29 protein-coding genes and 4 tRNA genes are annotated in these 24,953 nt (G+C 70.6%); 13 read left to right on the top strand and 20 right to left on the bottom strand.

Annotated features, from left to right (window positions below):
- Window positions 1-275 precede the first annotated feature (275 nt).
- From ACYQ77_RS18775 to ACYQ77_RS18795, 5 genes are all read right to left on the bottom strand, one after another.
- A complete protein-coding gene (locus ACYQ77_RS18775) occupies window positions 276-860 on the bottom strand; it encodes a GTP-binding protein (protein ID WP_459713023.1) in 585 nt (194 codons plus the stop codon).
- Entirely contained in the window at window positions 841-1,212 is a 372-nt protein-coding gene (locus tag ACYQ77_RS18780; protein ID WP_459713025.1) for a DUF742 domain-containing protein, read from the bottom strand. The genes ACYQ77_RS18775 and ACYQ77_RS18780 overlap by 20 nt, the downstream gene beginning before the upstream one ends.
- Complete coding sequence (locus ACYQ77_RS18785) at window positions 1,209-1,622, bottom strand: roadblock/LC7 domain-containing protein (RefSeq protein ID WP_459713027.1); 414 nt, start codon at window positions 1,620-1,622, stop codon at window positions 1,209-1,211. Before ACYQ77_RS18785 ends, ACYQ77_RS18780 begins: the two co-directional genes overlap by 4 nt.
- Window positions 1,600-4,344 carry a sensor histidine kinase gene (locus ACYQ77_RS18790; RefSeq protein WP_459713949.1) on the bottom strand — a complete coding sequence of 915 codons (2,745 nt, stop codon included), beginning with the start codon at window positions 4,342-4,344 and terminating at the stop codon, window positions 1,600-1,602. The genes ACYQ77_RS18785 and ACYQ77_RS18790 overlap by 23 nt, the downstream gene beginning before the upstream one ends.
- Before the next feature lie 281 nt (window positions 4,345-4,625).
- Window positions 4,626-5,120, bottom strand: coding sequence for a hypothetical protein (locus ACYQ77_RS18795; protein WP_459713028.1), 495 nt, complete (start codon window positions 5,118-5,120; stop codon window positions 4,626-4,628).
- 360 nt (window positions 5,121-5,480) lie between these two features.
- Here ACYQ77_RS18795 and ACYQ77_RS18800 point away from each other — a divergent pair.
- The 6 genes from ACYQ77_RS18800 (at window position 5,481) to ACYQ77_RS18825 (ending at window position 6,740) form a co-directional block, all read left to right on the top strand.
- A tRNA-Arg gene (locus ACYQ77_RS18800) sits at window positions 5,481-5,555 on the top strand.
- Between the two features lie 24 nt (window positions 5,556-5,579).
- On the top strand, window positions 5,580-6,092 hold the full coding sequence (locus ACYQ77_RS18805) for an HAD domain-containing protein (protein ID WP_459713030.1): 513 nt from the start codon (window positions 5,580-5,582) through the stop codon (window positions 6,090-6,092).
- Between the two features lie 75 nt (window positions 6,093-6,167).
- Window positions 6,168-6,238: transfer RNA gene (locus ACYQ77_RS18810), tRNA-Glu, on the top strand.
- A gap of 1 nt (window position 6,239) precedes the next feature.
- A tRNA-Leu gene (locus ACYQ77_RS18815) sits at window positions 6,240-6,312 on the top strand.
- A 1-nt stretch (window position 6,313) separates the two neighbouring features.
- Window positions 6,314-6,387 (top strand) — tRNA-Leu (locus ACYQ77_RS18820).
- A 71-nt stretch (window positions 6,388-6,458) separates the two neighbouring features.
- The gene (locus ACYQ77_RS18825; protein WP_459713032.1) at window positions 6,459-6,740 is read left to right on the top strand and encodes a DUF4287 domain-containing protein; all 282 of its coding nucleotides are present in this window, start codon (window positions 6,459-6,461) and stop codon (window positions 6,738-6,740) included.
- Here ACYQ77_RS18825 and ACYQ77_RS18830 read toward each other — a convergent pair whose 3' ends face one another.
- The 10 genes from ACYQ77_RS18830 to ACYQ77_RS18875 form a co-directional block, all read right to left on the bottom strand.
- Window positions 6,741-7,493: an ESX secretion-associated protein EspG gene (locus ACYQ77_RS18830; protein WP_459713034.1), complete on the bottom strand. Its 753-nt coding sequence runs from the start codon at window positions 7,491-7,493 to the stop codon at window positions 6,741-6,743.
- A complete protein-coding gene (locus ACYQ77_RS18835) occupies window positions 7,486-8,562 on the bottom strand; it encodes a PPE domain-containing protein (protein ID WP_459713036.1) in 1,077 nt (358 codons plus the stop codon). Before ACYQ77_RS18835 ends, ACYQ77_RS18830 begins: the two co-directional genes overlap by 8 nt.
- A 2-nt stretch (window positions 8,563-8,564) precedes the next feature.
- Complete coding sequence (locus ACYQ77_RS18840) at window positions 8,565-8,999, bottom strand: hypothetical protein (RefSeq protein ID WP_459713038.1); 435 nt, start codon at window positions 8,997-8,999, stop codon at window positions 8,565-8,567.
- 58 nt (window positions 9,000-9,057) lie between these two features.
- Complete coding sequence (locus ACYQ77_RS18845) at window positions 9,058-9,831, bottom strand: ESX secretion-associated protein EspG (RefSeq protein ID WP_459713040.1); 774 nt, start codon at window positions 9,829-9,831, stop codon at window positions 9,058-9,060.
- 9 nt (window positions 9,832-9,840) lie between these two features.
- Window positions 9,841-10,464: a dienelactone hydrolase family protein gene (locus tag ACYQ77_RS18850; RefSeq protein ID WP_459713041.1), complete on the bottom strand. Its 624-nt coding sequence runs from the start codon at window positions 10,462-10,464 to the stop codon at window positions 9,841-9,843.
- Between the two features lie 117 nt (window positions 10,465-10,581).
- Window positions 10,582-11,337 carry a sulfite exporter TauE/SafE family protein gene (locus ACYQ77_RS18855; protein ID WP_459713043.1) on the bottom strand — a complete coding sequence of 252 codons (756 nt, stop codon included), beginning with the start codon at window positions 11,335-11,337 and terminating at the stop codon, window positions 10,582-10,584.
- Complete coding sequence (locus tag ACYQ77_RS18860) at window positions 11,334-11,699, bottom strand: VOC family protein (protein ID WP_459713045.1); 366 nt, start codon at window positions 11,697-11,699, stop codon at window positions 11,334-11,336. Before ACYQ77_RS18860 ends, ACYQ77_RS18855 begins: the two co-directional genes overlap by 4 nt.
- Window positions 11,700-12,545: 846 nt before the next feature.
- Window positions 12,546-13,460 (bottom strand): polyprenyl synthetase family protein, encoded by a 915-nt coding sequence (locus ACYQ77_RS18865; protein ID WP_459713047.1) that lies wholly within the window; start codon window positions 13,458-13,460, stop codon window positions 12,546-12,548.
- 58 nt (window positions 13,461-13,518) lie between these two features.
- Window positions 13,519-14,838, bottom strand: coding sequence for a GNAT family N-acetyltransferase (locus tag ACYQ77_RS18870; RefSeq protein ID WP_459713049.1), 1,320 nt, complete (start codon window positions 14,836-14,838; stop codon window positions 13,519-13,521).
- The gene (locus tag ACYQ77_RS18875) at window positions 14,835-15,572 is read right to left on the bottom strand and encodes a cytidylyltransferase domain-containing protein (protein ID WP_459713051.1); all 738 of its coding nucleotides are present in this window, start codon (window positions 15,570-15,572) and stop codon (window positions 14,835-14,837) included. Before ACYQ77_RS18875 ends, ACYQ77_RS18870 begins: the two co-directional genes overlap by 4 nt.
- Window positions 15,573-15,613: 41 nt before the next feature.
- On the opposite strand from ACYQ77_RS18875, the gene pseB reads away from it, so the two are divergent.
- The 3 genes from pseB to ACYQ77_RS18890 are packed head-to-tail and all read left to right on the top strand — an operon-like array spanning window position 15,614 to window position 18,404.
- Window positions 15,614-16,597 (top strand): UDP-N-acetylglucosamine 4,6-dehydratase (inverting), encoded by a 984-nt coding sequence (gene pseB / locus ACYQ77_RS18880; RefSeq protein WP_459713053.1) that lies wholly within the window; start codon window positions 15,614-15,616, stop codon window positions 16,595-16,597.
- Entirely contained in the window at window positions 16,590-17,720 is a 1,131-nt protein-coding gene (locus ACYQ77_RS18885) for a DegT/DnrJ/EryC1/StrS family aminotransferase (RefSeq protein WP_459713055.1), read from the top strand. The genes pseB and ACYQ77_RS18885 overlap by 8 nt, the downstream gene beginning before the upstream one ends.
- On the top strand, window positions 17,721-18,404 hold the full coding sequence (locus tag ACYQ77_RS18890; RefSeq protein ID WP_459713056.1) for a phosphotransferase enzyme family protein: 684 nt from the start codon (window positions 17,721-17,723) through the stop codon (window positions 18,402-18,404).
- Window positions 18,405-18,630: 226 nt separating this feature from the next.
- On the opposite strand, the gene pseI is transcribed toward ACYQ77_RS18890, so the two are convergent.
- From pseI to ACYQ77_RS18910, 4 genes are all read right to left on the bottom strand, one after another.
- Window positions 18,631-19,680 (bottom strand): pseudaminic acid synthase, encoded by a 1,050-nt coding sequence (gene pseI, locus ACYQ77_RS18895; protein WP_459713058.1) that lies wholly within the window; start codon window positions 19,678-19,680, stop codon window positions 18,631-18,633.
- 22 nt (window positions 19,681-19,702) lie between these two features.
- Window positions 19,703-19,924, bottom strand: coding sequence for a hypothetical protein (locus tag ACYQ77_RS18900; protein ID WP_459713060.1), 222 nt, complete (start codon window positions 19,922-19,924; stop codon window positions 19,703-19,705).
- A gap of 154 nt (window positions 19,925-20,078) precedes the next feature.
- Entirely contained in the window at window positions 20,079-20,537 is a 459-nt protein-coding gene (locus tag ACYQ77_RS18905) for a hypothetical protein (protein ID WP_459713062.1), read from the bottom strand.
- A gap of 10 nt (window positions 20,538-20,547) precedes the next feature.
- Entirely contained in the window at window positions 20,548-21,177 is a 630-nt protein-coding gene (locus tag ACYQ77_RS18910) for a hypothetical protein (RefSeq protein ID WP_459713064.1), read from the bottom strand.
- A gap of 154 nt (window positions 21,178-21,331) precedes the next feature.
- On the opposite strand from ACYQ77_RS18910, the gene wzm reads away from it, so the two are divergent.
- Genes wzm through ACYQ77_RS18930 form a run of 4 tightly spaced genes read left to right on the top strand, consistent with a single transcriptional unit; the run spans window position 21,332 to window position 24,317 of the window.
- A complete protein-coding gene (gene wzm, locus ACYQ77_RS18915) occupies window positions 21,332-22,249 on the top strand; it encodes a galactan export ABC transporter permease subunit Wzm/RfbD (RefSeq protein WP_459713066.1) in 918 nt (305 codons plus the stop codon).
- A 17-nt stretch (window positions 22,250-22,266) separates the two neighbouring features.
- A complete protein-coding gene (wzt, locus tag ACYQ77_RS18920) occupies window positions 22,267-23,085 on the top strand; it encodes a galactan export ABC transporter ATP-binding subunit Wzt/RfbE (protein WP_459713068.1) in 819 nt (272 codons plus the stop codon).
- Window positions 23,085-23,987 carry a galactofuranosyltransferase GlfT1 gene (glfT1, locus tag ACYQ77_RS18925; RefSeq protein WP_459713070.1) on the top strand — a complete coding sequence of 301 codons (903 nt, stop codon included), beginning with the start codon at window positions 23,085-23,087 and terminating at the stop codon, window positions 23,985-23,987. The genes wzt and glfT1 overlap by 1 nt, the downstream gene beginning before the upstream one ends.
- Window positions 23,988-24,047: 60 nt before the next feature.
- Window positions 24,048-24,317 (top strand): hypothetical protein, encoded by a 270-nt coding sequence (locus tag ACYQ77_RS18930; protein ID WP_459713072.1) that lies wholly within the window; start codon window positions 24,048-24,050, stop codon window positions 24,315-24,317.
- A 271-nt stretch (window positions 24,318-24,588) separates the two neighbouring features.
- On the opposite strand, the gene ACYQ77_RS18935 is transcribed toward ACYQ77_RS18930, so the two are convergent.
- A complete protein-coding gene (locus tag ACYQ77_RS18935) occupies window positions 24,589-24,936 on the bottom strand; it encodes a VOC family protein (protein ID WP_459713074.1) in 348 nt (115 codons plus the stop codon).
- Between the last annotated feature and the right edge of the window lie 17 nt (window positions 24,937-24,953).

The raw sequence follows: 24,953 nt of genomic DNA on the forward strand, positions 1-24,953 counted from the left end.
CGCCGAACCGCCGGTAGCCGAGCCGGGCCATCAGCTCGCACCACGCGTCGGATATCCGCTCGATCCCCCACCCCGGCGCGGCCGGCTTGTCGCTGAAGCCATAACCGCCCGGGAGGCTTGGGCACGGGTTGGTTTGGGCATCCGGACCCCTTGACCCGGTGTGATCGGGCTTCGCCAGGTCGACGGGATGGCAGGCGCCCCTCACGGGGTGATGGGGCTTCGCCCGCTTCGCGGGGTTCGGGGCGCTGCGCGCCCGGCGTGCCGGGGTCCGCTTGTCAGCTGGCTGTGCCTGCCAGGCGGGCTTCCGCCATCGCGTGTTGCAGGAGGGCGATCAGGACCTGCTTGGTGGACTCGCGTTCGCGGGCGTCGCACAGGAGGACGGGGACGTGGTCGTCCAGGTCGAGGGCTTGGCGGACCTCTTCCGTGCCGTAGCGGTACGCGTTGTCGAAGCAGTTGACGCCCACCACGAACGGCAGCCCGCGTCGTTCGAAGAAGTCGACCGCGGCGAAGCAGGAGTCCAGGCGGCGGGTGTCCGCCAGCACGACCGCACCGATGGCGCCGCGGGCCAGTTCGTCCCACATGAACCAGAAGCGGTCCTGGCCCGGGGTGCCGAACAGGTACAGGATCAGCTCGGGGCTGATGGTGATGCGGCCGAAGTCCAGGGCGACCGTCGTGGTGCGCTTCTGCTCGACGCCTGACAGGTCGTCCACACCCTCCGAGGCCTCGGTGATGAGTTCCTCGGTGCGCAGCGGTGCGATCTCGCTGACCGAGCCGACCATCGTCGTCTTGCCGACGCCGAAGCCGCCTGCGATCACGATCTTGGTGGCTCTCGCCGACCGGTCAGAGTTTGCGTATGCCATCGAGGACCGCCTGGAGAACGTGTTGGCTTGGGGGCTCGGCACCGGGGGCGACGGGCGAGCGGAACATGATGAGGCGCTGGGTGATGAGGTCGCTCAACAACACCTTCACGACCTGCAGCGGCAGGTCCACCTTCGCCGCCACCTCGACCACCGAGGTCGGGTACTGGCAGGCGGACAGGATGCCCGCGTACTCGGGCTCCACGTCGGCATCGGTGGCGGTGTGCATGGCGACGACGAGCGTGATCAGGTCGAGACCGAGGGTGTCCGACCGGGTACGCCCACCGGTCATCGCATAGGGCCGGACCAGTGGGCCGGCCGCCTCGTCGAACCACTCCTCGTCGGCCGCTGTCATGGCACCGGACGCTCCATGAACTCCCGCGGCTTGGCGGTGAGCACCGCGCCGACGCGCTTGACCATCATGTTCATCTCGTAGGCGATCATGCCCACGTCCGCGTTCTCCGACGCGAGCAGTGCCAGGCACGCGCCGTGACCCGCCGCCGTCACGAAGAGGAAGGCGTGGTCCATCTCGACCAGCGTCTGCCGCACCTGGCCACCGCCGAAGTGGCGGCCGGTGCCGCGGGCCAGGCTCTGGAACGCCGACGCGACCGCGGACAGGTGCTCCGCGTCGCCGGTCGACAGGTTGCTCGACCGGCCGATGAGCAGGCCGTCCGCCGAGAGCACGACGGCACGGTCGACGCCCGCCACTCGCTTGACCAGCTCGTCGAGCAACCAGTCGAGCTCATTCACCGCGGTGTTGGCCATTGCGTGCGCTCCCCACACTGTCGTTCCCGTTCACGGTCTCCCCGGGCACCGGCTCGTCCCGACCGCGCCGCGTACCCGCCTGGAACGCCGCCAGCCGGCTGCGTGCCTGCTCCGGGGTCTCCTCCCGATTGTGCTCCGCCTCGCCGACGGACTGCTGCGGCCAGGCGGGCGGCGTGTCCTCACGCAGCTGCGGCACCAGGTTCTGCTGACGGCGGCGCTGCGGCAGGGGCGGCCTGCCCGGTGCCATGCCCTGCGCCTGGGGCTGTGCCTGCGCGCGGGTGTCGCCGTCGGTCGGCGCGGGGCGGTTGATCTCCGGCGCGACCTTGCGCAGCTCGACGGGCCGCGGCCGCTCCGGCTCGGCGCCGTCACGCTCGGCATGACGAGGCTCACGCCGGACCGGCTGGCTCGACTCGTGCTCGGCGTGGCCGTTCCGCTTCGGCAGCGGCGGGCGGCCCGCCACCGGCCCGCCGTTCGGCGCGCTGTCCGCCCCGTTGGTCAGGCCGTCCCGCAGCGGCTCGCTGGTCTCCGGCTCGGCGTGCTTCGGCTGGCGCAGCGGCTGGCTCGGCTCGTGCTCGGCGTCCACCGGCTTCTGCGGGCGGAACAGGTCCTCCCCCGGCCTCGGCTCCACCACCGGCAGCGGCGGCAGGTCGGGCAGGCTGACCGCACCCGGGATGGTCAGGCGGACCGTGGCGCCGGGCGCCGCCGTCTCGCCGTTCGACGCGGGCAGGTCGAGCGGGCGCAGGTTCGTGACGGTCTTCTGCTCGGCGGGCGGCGCGGGCTTCGCCACCTCGGCGGGCTTCTCGTCACGCGGGCCCGACGAGTCCGGACCGAGCAGCTCGTTGCGCACCAGCACGATGGCCCGCGTGCCGCCGTACGCCGACTCCCGCAGCGCGACCGAGATGCCGTGCCGCGCGGCGAGGCGGGCGACCACGAACAACCCGAGGCGCGGCTCGCTCGAGAGCGCCATGATGCCGAAGTCCGGCGGGTTGGCCAGCATGTCGTTGAGATCGTCCGCGCGGGCCGGTTCGATACCGAGTCCCTGGTCTTCGATCTCGAGGACCACGCCGCGGCCGACGACGTTGCCCCGCACGTCCACCCGCGCGCCCGGCGGGGAGAACGTGGTGGCGTTGTCGATCAGCTCGGCGAGCAGGTGCACGAGGTCGCCGACGACCGGGCCGATCACGGTCAGCGCGGGCAGCTTCGCCGTCTTGACCCGGGCGAAGTCCTCGGTCTCGGCGGCGGCGCCGCGCACGATCTCGGCGAGGCTGACCGGGTTGCGCCAGCGGCGGCCCGGCTGCCCGCCGCCGAGGATGATCAGGTTCTCGGCGTTGCGGCGCTGGCGGGTGGTCAGGTGGTCGAGCTGGAACAGCAGCTCCAGCTGCTCGGGGTCCTCCTGCTTGCGCTCGGCCTCGTCCAGCGTCTTCAGCTGGCGGTGCACGATGACCTGGCTGCGGTGGGCGATGTTGAGGAACACCTTGTTGGTGCCCTCGCGGGTCTTCGCCTCCTGCACGGCCGCGGCGACCGCCGTCTGCTGCGCCTTGTTGAACGCGTCGGCGACCTCACCGATCTCGTCGGAGCCGTAGTCGCGGAGCTTGACCTCGTCGTCGATGCTCACGTCGGTGCCGGTCCGCACCTTCTCGACCAGCTCGGGCAGGCCCTTCTCCGCGAGGTCGAGGGTCTCCGACCGCAGGCGGACGAGCCGCTCGATGAGCCTGCGCGACAGCCGCAGCGCGAACAGGAACACCGCGATCACGAGCGCGAGCACCAGCACACCCGCGATGATCGACTGGGCGAGCGTGGTGTTGACCTTCGACAGCGCGAGGTCGTTGGTGTGGCGGCTCTGCGTCTGCAGCATCGTCATCAGCGCCTCGCCGACGTCGCTCGCGGCGGAGCGCCACAGGTCCTCGCTGATCGGGAGGTTGATGTCGCCGCGGAGCAGCACCTCCTCGACCGACATCAGCCGCAGCCACGACGGGGAGCCGGTGAGCTTGCGGTACTGGGCCTGCACGTCCGGCTCGGACAGCGGGATGGTCGACTCGAGCTGCAGGTGGTAGGAGCTGACCTGCCCCTGGTAGACGGCGAAGTCGGAGTCGGTGAGGCCGCCACCGACCAGGTTCGCCGCCGCCAGTGCGTCCGAGCGCTGCATGAGGTCGGCGCTGGTGAGCAGTGGCGCGACGACCAGCTGCAGGTACGAGATCTCGGCGTCGGGCGCGAACTGCGCGAGGCCCTTCGTGCCGTCGATGAACTGGTCGATGATCTCGTTGTAGAGGGAGAACGACTCGGAGACCGACACCTGGCCGCCGTCGACGCGGGCGCGCATCGCGGGCAGCTCGCCCATCAGCTCGGTGAACCGCTTGACCGCGCGCGTGACCGACTCCGGTGCGAACGCGGACAACTCGGCGAGGCTCGAGGTGGCCGCGCCCGCGAGCGCGTCGGTGCGGCCGCGTTGTTTGATCAGATCGGACTGGAAGGTGCCGAAACTCGCGAGACGGCGCAACGTGAGCCGGCGTTCTTCCTGCAATGAAACGATCAATGGCAACGACTGGCGTTGCGCTTCACTCGCTAACTGGAAGTAATTGCGCGTCTGCGCCGCGTCATAGATCAGATACCCCGCGCCGGCGACACCGGCGAGCAGGAATACGATGCACGGCACCAGTGCGAGCGTGAGCACGCGCGTCCGGATCGACAGGGCCCGGCCACGCCTGCGCCGGATGGACGTCATCTTCACCGCGGTCCGCTTTCCTTCCGGCGTTCCCACTGTTCTTGATCGGGCGCCGCAACACGCACCCCCGGACCCCGCGGGGAACGGTAAACACCGCGGGTCAGCGAGTCAAATAACGTTTTCGGTTACTTTCTTCCCACTGCGAAGCGGTAACGGAAAACAGGCAACGTATGCGCTGTCAAATGTGCGGATCGCCCAAATCAATTAGTCCGAACGGGTGACGAGCCCAGGAATTGGTGGCTTTTCGCGGCCGTCCGGTTACGGACCGGATTGGTCTGAACCTATCCGAAGAGAGGGCGCCAGACCGCCTTGCCGCCGCGACGTTCGACACATCTCACGGGCTCGTAGCGCTCCGTGAACGAGTATGCCCCAGGCGTGTCGCACGCGCGGCCGATCACGGCGAACCGGTCGTCCCGGGCCGGTGGCCGGTTGCCCGGCCGGGACGGCTTGGTGGTGGTCGTCGTGGGCGGGACGCTCATCTCGGTGGTCTGGCTGCGGACCTCGGGGACCAGGATCTCCGCCATCGGCGGAGTGGTCGTGGTCGCCGCCGGCACGTCACTCGTCGTGATCTCGGGGACCGGCGGCGCCTCGGCCCTCGGCTCCTCGTCACCCGCGGTGGCGAGCAGGATGCCGGCCCCGACGAGGGCGATGATCAACGCGAAGGTCGCCGCCTTCAGCACCACGACGACGTTGTCACGCCTGGTCTCGCGGCGGTGCCTGGCGGACTCCGTCCTCGCCGGACCGCCCTTCGGCTCCTCGAAAGCTAGCCGCGGCATGATCATCCGTCCCGTCGGTCGGTGGCGCTCTTCGCCACTGTAACGACTGCGTCAATCAGCGCATTCGCCAGGGCCGATCGGCAATTCAGAATAAATCGTTGACGGGGTCGCGCACATCGGCGACCATGGTGTCACCACCGATTAGAGGAGTAGTCATGACTCGGGTAGAGCGGCGACCGCAGCGGATCCTCCGCAGCTGCCCGCTGCTCCTCGAGCGGCCGCTTGAGCTGCGACTTCTTCCTCTCGGCTCCCTGCCGTGACCTACCTGTAGGCCCACGCGGGAGCCGCCCTCCGGAAATCCGGAACGGGCGGCTCTTTTGTTTGCCGTGCCCTTTTGCGGAATTCGGCGCGATATTTCGAACCCCGGTAGCTCAGCCCGGACAGAGCGCGCCGCTACGAACGGCGTGGTCGCGGGTTCAAATCCTGCCAGGGGTGCTCCGGACGGAAAGGAGGGAGGTGGTGCGCGGTCTGCTGCTGCTCGACGTCGACGGCCCGCTCAACCCGTACGCGGCGAAGAAGACCCGCAGGCCCGAGGGCTACGTGACCTACCGCAGGACCCGGTCCGGCGGCTGGCACACGGGCCGGGAGGCGCGGCGGTTCCGCGGGCTGCGGGTGTGGCTCAACCCGGGTCACGGCGCGCGGCTGCTGGCGCTCGCGGAGGAGACGGGGCTCGAGCCGGCGTGGGCGACCACGTGGCAGCACGAGGCCAACGACCGCATCGGCCCGGCGATCGGGCTGCCGCGGCTGCCGGTGGTCGAGTTCCCGGACTACGACCACGGGTGGAAGTGGCGCGGCGTCGCCGAGTTCGCGGCGGGCAGACCACTGGCGTGGTTCGACGACGAGCACGACAAGCACGCGGGCGCGGCGGAGTTCACGCGCCTGCGGGCAGGCACGCCCACGCTGCTGTGCCACGTCGACCCCGCGCAGGGGCTGGGATCGGCGCACTTCGCGGCGGTGCGGGCGTGGGCGTGAAACGGGTGCGAGGGCGACGGCAACCCGCCTGACCTGGGATCAGGAGACACCGCGTTCGACTCGCGGGCACCCGACGGCGCGTTCGTCCAGTGGCAGGACGCCGGCCTCTCAAGCCGGAAACACGGGTTCGACCCCCGTACGCGCCACGCGGTTCTAGCCCAACGGCAGAGGCAGCTGGCTGAGGGCCAGTCCAGTCGGGGTTCGAATCCCCGGAACCGCACGCCCTTGTAGCCCAACCGGCAGAGGCAACGGGTTCAGGACCCGTCCAGTGTGCGTTCGAATCGCACCAAGGGCACAACCGAAAACTAAACTTGTCCGGACAGGAAAAGTTGTCGTAAGCTATCGTTGACGACGACAGGAGACGACATGTCCTTCCAGGCCTACCTCGACAACATCGAGAAGAAGACCGGCAAGACCCCCGCCGAGCTGCTGGCCCAGGCCAGGCAGCGCGGCTACGACGCGACCACGAAGGCGGGCGTGGTCCTCGAGTGGCTCAAGAACGACCACGACCTCGGCCGCGGCCACGGCATGGCGCTCTACCACGTGCTCAAGAACGGCGTGGAGATCGGCGAGAAGCACGTCGGCAGCGACGGCACGCATCGGGACGAGTCCACGACGCTGCGGATCGACGGGCTCGCCAACCGCTGATCACCGCACGTCGGCGAGCATCTCCTCGGCCATCGCGGTCAGCCGGGCCGTGTCGGCCGGGGTGAGGGTGATCCAGGCGCCGTTGCGGCGCAGCGCGTACCGGCCTTCCGGCGTGTCCAGCCAGTTGACCAGGCTGAACGCGCGGCCCCGGCCCGTGGCGCCGAGCTGACCGCCGCCCGTGCGGGTCGTCAGGGCCTGCGTGAACGTGGTGACCTCGTCCCCGCGGACACCCGCCGCGTGCAGTGCGCGGGTGAACCCGGAGACGCCATCGACCGCGCCCTCCTCGCACGCGGCCTCGTAGTCGGCGACGCTCACGTTCGCCGGGCGGTTCGCGCCGGCGGGCAGGTAGGACAGTGAGCCGAGCAGCGACGACGCGAGTGCCGTCGCGCGGACCGCGCCCACCCGGACCTCGTCGCCGACCCGGGCGGCGATCGCGGCGCCGGACGGGCCGGTCGCGGCGAACGCGAACAGCGGCGCGCCCGTCCCGTACACCCGCATGTCCAGCGACGCGGACGGGTTGCCCAGCGACCGCAGCATCGCCGCCAGGTCCCTGGCCGGCGCGCCGACGGTGCCGAGCTCGCGGCCGGCGAGCGCGCGGGACGCCTCCTCGGCCAGCTCCGCGCGCCGCGCCTGCGTGCGGCCGACGTGCAGCACGTCCAGCACCTCGGGCGTCGGACCGAGGTCCATCGCCGTCCACAGCAGGTACAGCTCGACCACGTTCAGCTGGATCCACCCGGACGCCGGGTCACGCACGGCGGTTGACCTCCCCGATCACCGGCGGCATGACCCGCTCGTCGTGGGCGCCCCAGATGTCGGGGTCCTCCTCGACGTACTTGCTCTTGCGCTCGCCGTCCTCGGGGCCGCGGCCACCGCCGCCGCCACCCATCGGCATGCCGGCCATGCCCGGCGCGGCCTGCCCACCGGGCCTGCCGGGGGTTGCCGACGCCGCGGCGGGCCGGGCGGCGGGTTCGGACGTTCCCGTGCCACCACCGGGCGCGAGGGGCGCGGTCGGGGCACGGCCCGTCGACGGTCCGGGGCCGCTGGTGCCGCCGGGACCGCCGGGCGCCGGGCCGCCGCCGACCGGGCCGCGGGGCACCGGGGTGGGCACCGGCACCGGGGGCTGCGGCGGGCGCGGCGGCGGTGGTGGCTGGGGCGCCTCCTCCGGGCCTGCGAACGGGACGCGCCGCAGCGAGGGCGGCGCGAACTGCGGCACGGTGGCGTACACGTCCCGCGAGTTCGCCTGGAACCGCTCCATGGTCCGCGCGGCCTGCTCGTGCAGCTCGCGTTCCCGCGTCGTGTAGATCATCGGGTCGGCCACGAGCGGCTTGGCCAGCTCGAAGTCACTCGTGGTGAACGCGGTCACCTGCGAGGGGAGGTCGGCCGGGTACGCGATCGGGTACGGCGGTGGCGGCATGTCGTTGCGCGCGGTGGTGACGTTGTCGACCTGGATGGTGACGCAGCCGGAGACCTCGGTCGCACGCGTGCCGGTCTCCCCGGACCACTCGGCGAGACCCGCCACGCTCTCCTTGGCCAGCTCCGCCGCCTCGCCCTCCCACGCGTCGGCGGTCGCGAACAGCAGCCGCAGCAGCTCGTCGCCGATCTCGGACAGCTCCTGGCCCATCCGCGCCCAGGTCGCGGACACCGCCATCGCCCCGCTGGTGTCGATGCCCTGGTGCACCATCCGGTAGAGCTCCGGGTGCGACCACGTCATCCACTCGACCCGCTCGTCGAGCGAGTCCGGCTCCGGCTCCTCGACCGGGGGCAGCGGCGGGCGCGGCCAGAACGGCGGGTAGCAGCCACCGATCGTGATGTCCTGGTCCATGCTCACTCCTCGATCGTCACGCCGAACTGGCCGACGATGCGACGCAGGTCGCCGGTCGCCCGCTCCTCGGTCGCCTCGTACAGGCCCGCGGCGAGCTGGACCGTGACCGTCAGGGCGTCGAGCAACCGGTGGAACTCCTTGAGCACCGGCGTGACGCCGCCTTCGCTGTCGACCGCGACCGTGCGCAGCCGCTCCGACATGATCTGCCCGACCCAGTTGTCGCCGAACCGCAGCGGGGTGTCGAGTTCGACGCAGTCCCTGACCAGCCCGTCTGCCCGCGCCCGCAGCCGCGCGAGCTGCGCGAGGATCGCCTTCGCGGCGTCGAGGTCGATGGTCAGCGAACCGGCGAGCGCCTGTTCCTTCGCCTTGTCCACCTTGTCGGCGACCGGCACCAGCGCACCGGCGGCCGCGTTCGGGAAGGGCCTCGGTTCGGTCATGCGGCACCCCTACTGACGAATCGGATCCGGGTGTCACAGTAACCGGTCGGCGCGCCGCTCACGGGTGGTTCAGCGAGGCCGCCATCGCCGACAGCCGCTGCTCGATCCTGGCCGTGTCCGCTGGCGCGATCGTCAGCCACTCGACCCGGTCCCCGGTCACCTCGCTGTGCACGAGGTACCGGCCGGGTTCGGTGTCGAACCAGTTCAGCACCGGTGTCCGCGCGCGACGGCCGACCGCGTCGACGCTGTTGACGGCGAGCTGCCCGCCGCCCGCGCGCGGCGACTCCAGCAGGGTCACCACGGTCCGCAGGTCGCGGCCGGTGACGCCGCCGTTCGTGAGCGCGCGCTCGAGGCCGACGTAACCGCCGGCGGCGAACTCGTCGACGGCCGCGTCGAACACCTCCTTCGGCAGCCGCGCCGTGCCGCCGGGTCCCGGCGCGCGGTCCGGCAGGAGCGCGATCACCGCGGGCACGAGCCGCGCCTCACGCACCCAGGCGAGCTTGACCTCGTGGTCGGACTGGGCGGCGAGCACCCCGCGGGCGCCGTCGGACGCGGCGAGCACCCGCAGCGGCTCGCCGACCGACAGCCGCCCGTCGACGCTGAACGTGTGCCTGCCCAGCACCGCCAGCTGTTGCTCCAGGGCGGGTGCCACCTCGGCGCCGTCGTGCAGTCCCTTGTCGCGCAAGGAATGTCGCACCTGGTCACGCAGGGCGGCGCGCTCGTCGGCGGTCTCGCCGAACGAGGGCACGGCCAGCGGGTAGGGCTGCTCGGTGAAGCCGAGGTGCTCCCACAGGAGGTCGAACTCCAGGTGGGACAACGAGGTCGCGGGCACGCGCAATTATCAGCGCAGGTGGGCGTCGAACCAGTTGAGGACCCGCTGCCACGCCTCGACGGCGGTGTCCGGGTAGATGTCGAACCGGTGGTCGGCGGCCGGGTAGAGCACGACGTCGTTGGCCGTCTCCGAGCGCCGGGCCGCGTCCCGCAGCAACGCGACCTCGTCGGCGACCTTGTCCCCGTACAGGCCGAGCCACGGGCAGCGCAGCGTCGGCGCGGCGTCCACCAGCGCGGGCAGTCCCGGGGAGAGCGGGTTGAGGATCCCGCCACCGCCGACCGACACGGCCGCGCCGATCGCCCGGCTCGCGGCCACCACCAGCGACACCGCACCGCCCAGCTCGAACCCGACGACCCCGATCCGGTCGGCGTCGATGCCGTGCTGCGCGAGCCACCCGAACGCGATGTCGGTGTCGGCGAGCACGGACTCGCCGGACAGCTCGCTGATCCGGTCCCGGGCCGTGCGGTCGTCCACCTCGGTCGAGTCGCCGTGGTAGATGTGCGGCGCGACCGTCAGCCAGCCCTCCGCCGCGAGCCCCGTGATCAGGGCACGCATGGCCTCGGTCATCCCGCGTTCCTCGTGCAGGACCACGACACCGCCTCTGACGACACGGTGCGGTTCCGCGAAGGTCATGCGCAGCGCACGACCGTCAGTCAGCTCGACAGGCTCTGTGCGGGTGGCTGGAGACATTCCGATACCCAATCACGTCGAGGTGAACACCAGTCAACGAAACCCATCCGAATGGAGTAATCACCGGATGAGCAGCTGCACGATCGCCACCGTGCCGACCACCACGATGGCCGCGCGTAACCAGATCGGCCTAAGACGGCGCCCGATCCGTGCCCCGATCAGCCCACCGACGATCGAGCCACCCGCGAGCAGCCCGACCACGGCCCAGTCCACTTCGGCCACGAACACGAAGACCACACCGGACACGAGGTTCGCGATCGCGGTGGTGACGTTCTTGACGCCGTTGAGCCGCTGCAACGAGTCGTCGAGGAGGATCCCCATGAGCGCGAGCAGGATCACCCCCTGCGCGGCGCCGAAGTAGCCGCCGTAGATCCCGACCGCGAAGATCCCGACGAGCAGCGGGACGCCGCCGTGCGGGTGCCGGTCCGGCGACCGCTCGGCAAGCTTGCGCGCGATCAACGGCTGAAGGACAACGAGCACGAGCGCGACGACGATCAGCACCGGCACGACGGCCTCGAACGCCCCCGGCGGCAGCGTCAGCAGCAACAGCGCACCGACGATCGCACCGAGACCGGTCACCGCCCCGAACCGAAGGAGCCTGCTGGTCTGCCCCTTCAGCTCACGCCGGTACCCGACCGCACCCCCGATCGACCCGGGCACGAGCCCGAGGCCGTTGGACACGTTCGCCACGACCGGCGGATACCCGAGCCCCAGCAGGACGGGGAAGGTGACGAGCGTGCCGGACCCCACCACGGAGTTGATCCCCCCGGCGAACAACCCGGCCGCGACGACGACGGCGATCTCGAGCGCGGTCAACGTGGCTTGAACACGCAGAACTCGTTGCCCTCGGGGTCGGCGAGCACGTCCCACTCGATCTCGTCGTCCCGCCGGCGCAGCACCGTCGCCCCCATGGCAACCAGCTCCTCGGTGTCCCCGAACACGTCCAGGTGCATCCGGTTCTTGGTGGTCTTCCCCTCCGGCACCGGCACGATCCAGAACAACGGCCCGTCACCGGCGGGGTCGACGATCGGCACCGGCCAGTCGTGCGGGCGGACCCAGCCACCCTCGGGTGGTTCGTGCTCGTCCTTGCGCACGTAGCCCATGGCCGCGCACCACCAGTCGGCGAGCGCGTGGTGATCACCCGCGTCGAGGCAGAGGTCCTTGAAACGTGCTGGCATGGCGGCATGGTCGCACGCCCCACCGACAGCGGCGCCCACCGTACGGGCTGGTCGAGGACCACGTCACACCCACTGGCGCGCCACACCCGGCACACGAGTTGTCCACAGGTGACCCAGTTGTCCACAGTTCCACGCAACGCCCTGGAATTGTCGGTGCACACCGGTAGACTGGCAAGGCGGGTGGCCCCCGGGATCGGGTGGGGCTCGAGGTGATGTCCTGGGCGGGAAGTTTTCGCAGGTCAGAGGGGTTTTCGCGGCCGGAAGTGCGGGCCGGAGCCGAGCGGCGGGGTCGCTGCTGAGTCGGGATCGGATTTCCTGAAGGCGCCTTTCAGGACACCGCCGGAAGCCAGACGCGAAGGGCCCGCGAAGCGGGCCAGCACCACGCCGCGAACGCGCCTTCGCGGCACCGCCACGCGGGGCTGCCGGGCGCGAAGCGCCCGGTCCACGACGCGGGGCTTCGCCCGCCCAAGCCGAGCGCAGCTCACACCCAAGGACTGCCTGCCTGCCATCCCGTCGACCTGGCGAAGCCCGATCACACCGGGTCAAGGGGGCCCGAAGCACGACGCAACCCGCACCCAAGGCCGCCGGGCCCCCTTGACGCGGTGTGATAGCCCTCCGGGAGGTCGACGGGATGGCAGGCAGACCCCGGAAACCAGTCCCTGCCAAACCAACCCCGTGCAAGACCCCCCTGCCATCCCGGAGACCAGCCCCTCCGGCGAGGAGGCCCGTCCGGCAGGACGCCCTCCGGCGAGGACGCCCGTCCGGCGAGGACACCACCCAGGACAGCGAAGACCCCCGGGCGAAACCCAGGACGGGGACAACCAAAACCATCAAGGACCGAAGCATTCACACGACCCGGTCCAGCACCCCATCGCACAGCCGGTCCAAAGTCGCCCGAGCCGGAATCGGCTCCAGCGACGACAACGCCGCCCGCGCCGACTCAGCATGCCGACGAGCGTCCGCGAGCGTCAGCGAAGGCCCAGGCCCGTCCCGCAACAACCGCAACGCCTCCGCGTGCAGGTCCGGGTCGGTGACCGCGCCCGCGACCAGCAGCACCCGCAACCGCTCAGCGGCCGCGTCCCCGGCTGCCAGTGCGTGGAGCACGGGCACGGTCACCACCCCCGCGCGCAGGTCGGTCCCCGGCGTCTTGCCCGACGACCCACCTACGATGTCCAGTACGTCATCCACCAGCTGGAACGCGATCCCCAGGTGCTCGCCGTACGCGTGCAGCGCCGCGCACACCTCCTCGGACGCGCACGCGACCCGCGCTCCCATCTCGACGGCCATCGCGATGAGGGACGCCGACTTGTCGGCCATCACCTCCAGGCAGAACGCCATCGGGTCGGCCGTCTCCGGGCGGACGGTCTCCATGAGCTGACCGCGCACCAACCGGGCGAGCGTCGTCGTCTGCAGGCGCAGCGCGGGCATGCCCAGCGACGCACCCAGTTCCGCCGCGCGTGCCAGCATGAAGTCGCCCAGCAGCACGGCACGGTTGTTGCCCCACAACGCGTTCGCTGTCGGGACGCCGTGGCGGACCGGTGCGTTGTCCATCACGTCGTCGTGGTGCAGCGTGCCGACGTGGATCAGCTCCACGAGCACCGCCGCGTCGACCACCTTCTCCTGGTGCGGGCCGAACTCCGCGCCCAGCAGCGTCAGCAGCGGGCGCATTCGCTTGCCGCCCGCGTCGATCAGGTGCGTGGCATCCGGAAACCCGGTCAGCACCTCGTGCAGGCGGTGTTCCACTTCGGACAGTTGCGGCATGTCGCCAAGCCTCGCCCCGGAGACCGGCGCCGCGGATCACGCCGTGGGCCGAGGCGGCTCACTCCGAAGGGGGAGATTTGGTCAGCCACTGCCACTCGCCGTCCGCCGTCACGACGTACCCGGCGCGGCGGAGCATGGCCAGTGACGCGGTGTTCGAGTGGTGCACGTTCGCGCGGATCACGGCCGGTCCCAGTGCCCGTTCCGCCGCCAGCAGCATCGGGGTCGCGAGGCCGCGGCCGCGCGCCGACGGGTCCACTGTGGTGCTGACCTGCCACGCCTCGCCGTCCCGGTCGAAGCGGACCGTGCCGATCGGGCGGCCGCCGTGTTCCGCCACGAACAGGCGGCGGTCGGGCGACGCCAGGGCCCTGGCCAGCCACGCCTCGTGCTCGGCCGGGGAAACCGGGTCCGCGCGGTGCGACCAGCGCCGCGTCTCAGGGTCGTTGCGCCACGCCAGCAACAGCGCGGCGTCGGCGGCCGTGGCCGGGCGGACCGTCGGGTCGAAGCCCATCGCGTCCAGGATGCGGTCCGCTCCCCTGCCGTCGACGGTCGTCCTCGCCCTGTCCGCCAGCGCGGTACGCAGCGACGCGTCCGTCAGCAGGTCACGCAGCACAGGCACGTGCGCGCGCGGGTCCGTGCCGAGACCGGCCGCCAGGCCGCGCTCGATCGCGGCCGCGTACCCGGGCGCCTGGTTGTCGGCGATCTGCACCAAGGCCGTCGGCACCCCGATGCAGCACAGCTCCAGCAACGTCACGCCGGCCGCGCTCACCACCAGGTCCGCCGACGCGAACAACGACGGCAACGACGGGGTCGGCGGCGTCACGTCGAAACCGGGCACCGGCGCCGCCGAGATCGCCACCACCTCGGCGGGCACCCCCGTGTCCCGCAGCGCGGTCAGCGCCGCCGCGACCGACGACGGGGCCGCGCCACCACCCATCACCACGACCACCTTCGGCGGCACCGAGAACGAGCCGGCCTGCCGCGCACGCCGGGCCGCGCGGATCTCCGCACGCAGCGGCGCGTACTCGGGCCCGCGCAGCACCACCGGGGTTCCGTCGTCCGGGCGCGGCACCTCGAACAGGTTCGCGTCCACCACGATGTCGGCCCGCCGCCGCCCGAAGCCGGCGTCCTCCATGGACACCACGAGCCCGTCGAACTCGAACGCCCCGATGCCGTAGTGGTCGACGACCACCGCGTCCGCGGGCACGACCGACGGCACCACGGGCAAGGAGCCGATCAGCCACTGCCCGGCCGTGAACGTCCCGCACAGCGTCACGTCCCACCCGCGGGCACGGGCCGCGGTCGCCAGCGCAACGCAGCGGGACAGGTGCCCGACACCCGTCGACGGCGCCGCGTCGGCACGCAACAACAGCGAGGTCATGCCGTGGGCAGTGCCTTCTGCTCGACGTCCGCGTTCAGCGCCACCAGGTCCGGCCGGGACCGCAGCAGCGCGACCACGTCCGCCCAGCGCGGCACCCCGTCGCCCAGCGCGGCGACGACCCCGTCGAGGAGCTTCGCGTCCTCCTCGGTGTCGAGCGTCACGCGCAGGTCGGAGTTGTCCACACCGGGCACCACGCCACCGGTGCGGTAGACGGTCGGCTGCGTGTGGATGTTCGACGTGACGTGCTCGCGGTGCGCGCCGGTCGCCACCCGGTCCTGCTCCTCCAGCACGGGCACGCGCACCAGCTCGGCGTCGAAGCCGCGCGGGTAGCGGCGGACGACCACGTTGGACACGTGGTCCAGCGCCGGGTCGGCCAGCCACATGCCGACGACCTGCGCGATCAGGGCCGGGTCGTGCAGCGGGCAGTCGGCGGTGAGCCGCACCACGGCGTCGCACGGGTGCTCGCGGACGGCCTTCAGGTACCTGGCCAGCACGTCGTCCAGCGGGCCGCGCACCACCGCGGCACCGCAGCGGGCGGCCTCCTCGGCGACCGGGTCGTCCGAGGGGTCGTCGGACGTCGCCAGGATCACGGCGTCGAGGTTGCGCGTCTCCTGCGCGGCACGGATCACCCAGCTCAGGACTGTTCTGCCACCCAGGGGCCGCAGCACCTTGCCGGGCAGCCGGGTGGAGGACAACCGTGCCTGGATGACCGCGTTGACTCGCACGGGTGCCATGATGGCGCACTGGAAACGATCCAGACCGCGGAGGTAAGACCATGGCGCTGCTCGAAGGGGCGGGCATCCTGCTCACGGGCGGGACGGGGTCCTTCGGCAAGGCGTTCATCGACTACGCGCTGAAGCACCTGGACCCGCGGCGCCTGGTGATCCTGTCCCGCGACGAGCTGAAGCAGTACGAGGCGCGCCAGATGTTCGGCGACGACCCGCGGCTGCGCTGGTTCATCGGTGACGTGCGGGACCGCCGCCGCATCGAGCGCGCCATGCACGACGTGGACTACGTGGTGCACGCCGCCGCGCTCAAGCAGGTCGACACGGCCGAGTACAACCCGTTCGAGTTCGTGCAGACCAACATCACCGGGTCGCAGAACGTGATCGAGGCGGCCATCGACTGCGGCATCAAGAAGGTCGTCGCGCTGTCGACGGACAAGGCGTCCAGCCCGATCAACCTGTACGGCGCGACGAAGCTGTGCGCGGACCGGCTGTTCATCTCCGCCAACCACTACGCGGCGGGCCACCCGACCCGGTTCTCCGTGGTCCGGTACGGCAACGTGATGGGGTCGCGCGGCTCGGTCATCCCGTTCTTCAAGTCGCTGGCCGAGCGCGGTGAGGCGCTGCCGATCACCGACCTGCGGATGACCCGCTTCTGGATCACGCTGCCGCAGGCGGTCGAGTTCGTGGTGAACTCGTTCGACCAGATGCACGGCGGCGAGCTGTACGTGCCGCGCATCCCCAGCATGCGGCTGGTGGACCTGGCGCGGGTGATCGCGCCGGACAGCCCGATGACCGAGGTCGGCATCCGTCCTGGCGAGAAGCTGCACGAGGAGATGATCGCGCCCGACGACTCGCGCCGGACGCTGCTGCTCGACGACCGGTACATCGTGATGCCGCACATCGCGGGCTGGGGCTACGAGCCGCCCGCCGACGGCAAGCCGGTGCCGGAGGGCTTCGCGTACCGGTCGGACACCAACGACCTGTGGCTGTCCGACGACGACCTGCGGACGTTGGTGGACCAGTATGGGTGACGTGCTGCCCTACGGGCGCCAGTCGATCGTCGAGGAGGACATCGAGGCGGTGGCCTCGGTGCTGCGCGGCGACTGGCTGACCACCGGGCCGGCCGTGCGCCGGTTCGAGGAGGACCTGTCCGCGCTGGTCGGCGGGGTGCCGACGGTGTCGGTGACCTCCGGGACCGCGGCGCTGCACGTGGCGTACGCGGCGGCGGGCATCGGGCCGGGCGACGAGGTCGTGTGCGCGCCGATGACGTTCGTGGCGACCGCGGCCACCGCGGTCCTGCAGGGCGCGAAGGTCGTGTTCGCGGACGTGTCACCGGAGACCGGGAACCTGCTGCCGGAGGCGGCCGCGGCCGCGATGACGTCGAAGACGCGCGTGGTGTCCGCCGTGGACTACGCGGGGCACCCGGCGCCGGTCGACGACCTGTGCAAGGTCGCGCACGACGGCGGCGCGCTGCTGCTCGAGGACGCGGCGCACTCGGTCGGCGGCACGTGGCAGCGGCGGCCGGTCGGCTCGCTGGCGGACCTGACGACGTTCTCCTTCTTCCCCACCAAGAACCTGACGACGGCCGAGGGCGGCGCGGTCGCGACGCCGAACCCGGACCTCGCGCGGCGCGCGGCGCAGTTCCGCAACCACGGCCTGGTGCGGGACAAGGCACGCATGCGGTTCCCCGACGAGGGCGGCTGGCACCAGGAGGTGCACGAGTTCGGCCTGAACTACCGGCTGCCGGACGTGTTGTGCGCCTTGGGTTCCAGCCAGCTGAAGCGCTTGGTGTGGTTCAAGGAGCGGCGCGCGGAGATCCACGCCCGCTACACCGCCGGGTTGTCCGATGTGGATGGTGTGCGCACGCCGGTGACACTGCCGGGCGCGGACCCGATGTGGCACCTGTACCCGTTGCGGGTGCTGGACGGGCGCAGGCGCGCGCTGTTCGACCACCTGCGCGAGCACGGGATCGGCGTGCAGGTGAACTACATCCCGGTGTACTGGCACCCGGTGTTCGCCGACCTCGGCTACCAACGCGGCATGTGCCCGAACGCGGAGCGGTTCTACGCCGAGGAGCTGTCGCTGCCGCTGTTCCCGGACCTGTCGGACGGCGACGTGGACCGCGTGATCGATCTCGTGCGGGAGTTCTTCTAGATGGACCTCACGCCGTGGGGTTCGCCCGCGGTGCTCGAACGGCTGGGCGGGCACCGCAACGAGGTGTTCCGCCTCGAGGGCGACCTGGTGGCCCGCCGGTCGAAGCGGTCCATCCCGTCGCTGGAGTGGGAGCTGGCGCTGCTGGACCACCTGGCGGCGCACGGCTTCGTCGTACCCGAGGTGGTCCGCGCGGACGGCCGCGCGCACGTGGACGGCGTGGTCGTGCAGCGCTGGCTCCCGGGCCGTGAACCGACGGACTGGGCCCTGGTGGTGGCCGAGCTGCGCCGGCTGCACGAGCTGATGGCCGGGTGGCCGCCCCGCCCCGACTTCCCGGGCACGCGTGAGCTGCTCACGACCGACCGCGGCGGCGACGTCGACCTGACGGCGATGCCCCCGGAGGCCGTCGAGGCGTGCCGGTCGGCGTGGCGGGCCCTGGACGGCCCGTCGACGGTGGTCCACGGCGACCCGTGCGCGGCGAACATCCGCGTCGACGGCGACCGGATCGGGTTCCTCGACTGGGACGAGGCCCGCGTCGACCACCCGTGGCTGGACCTGGCGGACATCCCGGGCATCGACCTGCCCCCGGCCGCCCACGCCGCGGTCAACGCGTGGGAAGCGGCGAACGGATGGCTGGTCGAACCGCACTACGCCCGCGAACGCCTCGCCCAACTCCCCTGTGGATAACTCTGTGGACAACAACACGCCCTGTGGACAACGTGTGTGTTGGCAAGCGCTTGCGACTTTCAAACCTGTGGATAACTGACCCGCGAGTCGCGCTCTCAAACACAGCGAGTCGCGCTCTCAGACACGACGAGTTGTACGTTTCGTGCAGTCGCCGAGGTGCACGAAACGTACAACTCAGTGTGCCGGGGAACGCGACTCGCGATGTATGAGGACGCGACTCGCGAGGTTAGACCAGGTCCCAGGTGAGCGGGGTGCCCTTCGGGGCCGCCCGGCGGAAGTGGCGGCCCAGGACTGTGGGGAGGTGGGCCGGGGGCAGGCCGCCGGACGGGCGGATCGAGCGGACGTTGGCCGGGGTGACCTCGTCGCCCTCCGCCACGTCTTCGACCACCCACAGTGAGCGGCGGACGCGGGCGGTTTCGCGCTCGCTGGCCTTCGGGCCGATGCGCGGGGTGCCCAGGGCCTGCCAGGCCCGTTCCGTCTCCGTGACCAGGGCTGCCAGCTCGACCGGTTCCAGGGAGAACTCGCTGTCGACGCCGCCGTCGGTGCGCTTGAGCGTGACGTGCTTCTCGATCGCGCACGCGCCCAGCGCGACCGCGGCCACCGGCACCCCGATGCCCATCGTGTGGTCGGACAGGCCGGGCACCACGTCGAAGGTGTCGCGGATGAGCGGGATGCCCCGCAGGTTGCTGTCGGCCGGGTCAGCCGGGTACGACGCCGTGCAGCCGAGCACGATCAGCTGGTCGTTGCCCGCCCGCCGGGCGGTGTCGACGGCGGCGTGGATCTCGGCGACGTTCGCCGTGCCGGTGGAGATGATCAGCGGCTTGCCCGTGCGCGCGGCCAGCTCGATCAGCGGCAGGTCGACGATCTCGGCGGACGCGATCTTGTAGGCGGGGGCGTCGAGGGACTCGAGCAGCTCGATCGCGGTCGGGTCGAACGGGCTGGAGAAGACGGTCAACCCCAGGGCGGCCGCGCGTTCGAAGATCGGGGCGTGCCACTCCCACGGCGTGTGCGCCTTCTCGTACAGGGAGTAGAGGTTCTCGCCGCCCCACAGCGAGTGGTCGTCGGAGACGCGGAAGGCAGGCCCGTCGACGTCGATCGTGATCGTGTCGGCGCGGTAGGTCTGCAGCTTCAGCGCCTGCGCGCCGGACCGCGCCACCTCGTCGACGATCGCCATCGCGCGGTCCAGGTCGCCGTTGTGGTTCCCGGACATCTCGGCGATGACGAACGGCCGGTGGCCCGGCCCGACCGTGTGCTTGCCGATCCTGACTTCACGCATGGCCCCAACGTACTGGTGCCGGTCAGGAGGCCCGCCAGGCCGCCTCTCCGTACGTGTCCGCGAGCAGGTCGCCGAAGATCAGCAAGCACGCCAGGCACCGTTCGCCGTCGTCGGTGCAGGAGATCTTGTTGTTCGGCACGCAGTGCTCGCAGAGCGCCTCACCGAAGTCGCGTCCGGCTTCCTCGTTGCCGAACGCGTGCACCCGGTTGTCGTAAGCCGATAACCACCACTGGACTTCCACCATGACCCCGACCTCCGCGCCTCTGCCCACGACTCAGGGTCCACGAATGGAGTAACGCGCAACAGAGTTGACTGATGAAGACAACCAGTCAACAATTCCCACTTGAACGTTAAACTGTGAACACTGGCAACGGAACGTGATGCCGGAGGTCGGACGGCTACTCGGCGCGATCTTCGAGCTTCCTGAGCCGGTCCTCGTACTGCGCGACCGCGGTGAGGCGCACCTTGATCTGGCTGTGCTCGCGGCGGATCTCGTCGATCAGGGTGCGGGACTCGTCGATCTGCGGCTGGTCGCCGACCGGCACGGCCGCGATCTTCTCGCGCAGCGCCTCCAGCTGCGACTCCTGCGCGGCGACCTGCGGGATCACGCGCTCCAGCTCGTTCTTGGTCCAGTACTGGACCTTGTCCATCTCGTTGTAGCGGCGCTCGAGGTCGCTGAGCCGTCTGCGCATGTCCTCGACGACGTCGGAGTGGTCTCTCGCGAGCCGGTCGACGGTCGCGTAGAGGTCCCGCAGGTGGTCGTCGATGCGGTAGTTGATCAGCCGCTTGATGCGGTCGGAGATGATCCGGCGGGCCCCGAAGAGGTTGCGGAGTCCCCGGGAGCTGTTGATCGGCAATGTGTTTCCCTCAGCGAAGCAGCCTGGTGCGGCCGGTCTTTGTCCACGAGTCGAGCAGCCGCCCCTCGGCGGCGATCTGGTGCTCGGGCCCGACGATGCAGGAGTCACCGGCCGCGTGCATCCAGTGCGTCTGGTTCGGGTCATCGATGAACGAGTACCCGGTGAGCAGGAGATCAGCCTCCGGATAGCAGGTGCGTGCTATCCAGGCCGCCATCGTCCCCGTCGTCGCCCACGTGCCCTGGGTGCGGGTCGGGAGGCCGAGCGCGTCCGACAGGGGCAGCGTGACCTCGGCGTTGTTGACCGGCACGAGCCCGAGGTCCGCGGGCCACCAGCCGGGCAGGTTGTCCGGTTCCCAGTGCAGCCTGCCGGGCTCCACCATGAGGTAGAGCCGCTTGCGGTAGTTCTCGAACACGTACTTCGTGGCACGCAGCGCGCGGTTGAACACCACGACGTGCGTGCGGCTGCCCACGGTGGGGGGCGCGCCGGGCTCGTCCGTGACGAACCCGTTGACCCGGAAGACCAGGTCACTGGCGTCGATGGCCTTGGCCCGCTCCTCGTCCGGCGGCAGCGGCATGTTGCCGACGACAGCGACGGTCCGGGGTTCTGGGTGCTCGGCGTAGACGTCAATGAGAGCGCGCATGACGCTCCGCGCAGGGGCGACGTCGACCATGAGCGCAGAAGTTACCAGCAGGCGAACGATCTTGATCTGTGCGCAGGGTCTCGGTGTGACAACGAACCTGTGCGGGACGCGGCCCCTGCGGCACGCACGGTGGCCGCCGGTACGCTCGACAGCCGTGTCAGTAACGAGCACTGCCGAGCAGGAGCAGGCGCCCCCGCCACCCCCGTCGACCCGTAGCTGGTCGCGTGCGTGGGAGGACATCGTCGAGGGCTTCAAGCAGCGCGAGCTGTGGGGGCACCTCGGGTGGCAGGACATCAAGCAGCGCTACCGCAGGTCGGTCATCGGCCCGCTGTGGATCACGTTGTCGATGGCCATCACCGCGATCGGCCTCGGCCTTCTCTACTCACAGTTGTTCGGCGCGCACATCCAGACGTTCCTCCCGTACATCACCGTCGGGTTCATCGTCTGGAACTTCATCAACGGCTGCCTGCTCGAGGGCACCGACACGTTCATCCGCAACGAGGGCCTGATCAAGCACCTGCCCGCGCCGCTGACGGTGTACGCGCTGCGCACGGTGTGGCGGCTCACGCTGATGTTCGCGCACAACCTGGCCGTGTACTTCGTGGTCCTGGCGATCTTCTGGTCGGACCTCTCCGGCACCTACGAGATCACGCCCGGCTCGAGCACCGAGCAGCCCGGTATCGGCTGGTCGGCGCTGCTGGCCATCCCCGCGTTCTTCCTGATCGCCGTCAACGGCGGCTGGGTCGTGATCCTCTTCGGCATCATCTCCACCCGCTACCGCGACATCCCGCCGGTCATCAACAGCCTGATCCAGCTGCTGTTCTTCATGACGCCGATCGTGTGGACCACCGACATCCTCACCGACAAGTTCGGCGACGGTGGCGGTGGCCGGGCGCTCATCGCCGAGCTGAACCCGCTGTACCACTACGTGCAGATCCTGCGCGCGCCGCTCATCGGCAACGTGCAGAGCTGGCACAACTGGGTCGTGGTCGCCGGGTTTACCGTTGTGGGGTGGGCGCTGGCCTTCGTGGCCATGCGCAACTACCGCGCACGGGTCTCCTACTGGGTCTGAGTGAGGCGAGAAACGACATGGTCAGCATCAACGTCTGGAACGCCTCCGTCGACTTCCCGATCTTCGACGCGAAGTCCCGTTCCCTGAAGAAGCTCGTCCTCGGCAAGGTGGGCGGCAAGATCGGCACCGAGCAGAAGGTGCCGATCATCGAGGCACTGCACGACATCACCCTGTCGCTGAAGGAAGGTGACCGCGTCGCGCTCGTCGGCCACAACGGCGCCGGCAAGTCGACGCTGCTGCGCCTCCTGGCCGGCATCTACGAGCCGACGCGGGGCTCGTCGCGGATCGTCGGGAAGATCGCGCCGGTGTTCGACCTCGGCGTCGGCATGGACCCGGAGATCTCCGGCCTCGAGAACATCATGATCCGCGGGCTGTTCCTCGGCATGACCCGCAAGCAGATGGAGAAGCGGGTCGACGACATCGCGGAGTTCACCGAGCTCGGCGACTACCTGCAGATGCCGCTGCGGACGTACTCGACCGGCATGCGGGTCCGGCTGGCGCTCGGCGTGGTCACGTCGATCGACCCGGAGATCCTGCTGCTGGACGAGGGCATCGGCGCGGTCGACGCGGCGTTCCTCGCGAAGGCACGCACCCGGCTGGTGGATCTCGTCAAGCGTTCCGGCCTGTTGGTGTTCGCTTCGCACCAGGACGACCTATTGTTCGAGCTGTGTAACACGGCCATCTGGATGGACGAGGGTCACATGAAGCAGCACGGCTCGCTGCGCGAGGTCATCACCGCGTACAAGGGCAGGGACCCGTTCGAGAGCATGAGCGCGGAAACGCGCGCGCGGCTCGGTATCGAGCCCGCACTGACGACGAACCCCAGCGAGGTCTGATGGAAGCCCGGCGGTTGCCCGCGAACGCGGTGGTGGCGGTGGTCGTCACCCGCCACCGCCGGGACCTGCTCGCCGACTCGCTGAAGATGATCGGCGCGCAGACCAGACCGCCTGACCACCTCGTCGTCGTCGACAACGGCCCGGACGAGCCGGTGCGGGACATCGTCGAGAGCTGCCCCGTGCCGTCGACCTACCTCGAGTCGCACCGCAACCTCGGCGGCGCCGGCGGGTTCGCGCTGGGCATGCTGCACGCGCTGGCCATGGGCGCCGAGTGGGTCTGGTGCGCGGACGACGACGGCAGGCCCGCCGACGAGAACGTCCTCGAGGTCCTGCTCGGCGAGGCCGGGAAGCGGAACCTGGCGGAGATCTCGCCGGTGGTGACGAACATCGAGACCCCGGACCGGCTCGCCTTCCCCATGCGCCGCGGCCTGACGTGGAAGCGCAACACCGGTGAGCTGGGCACGGACTTCCTGCCGGGCATCGCGTCGCTGTTCAACGGCGCCCTGTTCCGCGCGTCCACGCTGGACGTCATCGGCGTCCCCGACTACCGGCTGTTCTTCCGCGGCGACGAGGTCGAGATCCACCGCAGGCTCGTGCGGTCGGGGCTGCCGTTCGGCACGTGCCTGCGGGTCGCGTACCTGCACCCGGACGGCTCGGACGAGTTCAAGCCGATGCTCGGCGGCCGGCTGCACGCGCAGGACCCGGCGAGCGACGTGAAGCGGTACTACACGTACCGCAACCGCGGTTACCTGCTGTCGCAGCCGGGGCTGCGGAAGATCGGCATGCTGGAGATCGTCCGGTTCGGCCTGTACTTCATCGGGACCAAGCGCGACCCGAAGGCGTTCCTGCAGTGGCTGAAACTGGTGCGCCAGGGCCGCAAGGAGCGCTTCTTCCGCTTCTAGCGGATTTGCTGTCGGTGAACTCCGGTTGCCGGTGCGTGGCCGTCCTGCTGGTCTTGAAGCATGTCTGACTCGAAACGCGCACTGGTACTACACGTCACGGGCGGCGGCGAGCCGATCGTGTTCGAACTGTCGGAGGACGGCGCCCGCGAACTGGAGGAGAAGCTGCCCGACCTGCTCGGCAGCGCCGCGGTCGGGCGCCCGAAACTGGCGAACGGCTCGACGGTGGCCGTGAACTTCACGCACGTGGTGACCGCGCACCTGGACGTGCTGCCGCCCATGACCAAGGTCTACGGCAGCGACCAGGCCAGGAAGCACGGCTTCGCGAACTAGCGTCACCTGGCCCGCGACCGCCCGCTTGTCGATGTGCGCTGCGCAGGCGGCTGGACCTGGACTCCGGGTACGTCAGCCGCCTGCTGCGCGTGCTCGACGCGGCGGGCTCGATGTCGGTGGGGCCGAGCCCGCCGGACGGCCGCATCCGCGTGGCGTCGCTGACGACGGCCGGTCACGCGGAGCGGCGGTGCTCGGCGGCCCGCTTCGGGCATCGGGCGGTGTTGCTCGCCGTTCCCGCCCGGCTCACAGGAGGGATCCGGGCTGCGCGCACTCACCGCTGCGCCGGGGCCTGCGCGAGCGAGAGGCTGTTCCCATCGGGGTCCAGTACGTCGACGTGGCGGACGCCGTTGCCGTACGTCTCCACCGGAGCGTGCGTGATGCCGTGCGCCGCCAGGCGGGCCAGGATCTCGTCCATGTCGGTCACGCCGAACGTGACCATCGAGCCGCCCACCCGTGCGGCGCGCATCTCCCGGTCGTCGACGACGAGCCACGCGTTCTCGCCGACCTGCCAGAGGTACTCCTCGCCGATGACCTCGTCGGCGGCGCGGCCGAAGAACACCTCGTACCAGGCCACGGCCTTCCCGCGGTCGCGCACGCACATCACGCTGTACAGGTCCATGGCGGGTAGACCAGCCC

The sequence above is a fragment of the Actinophytocola sp. KF-1 genome, assembly GCF_054661535.1.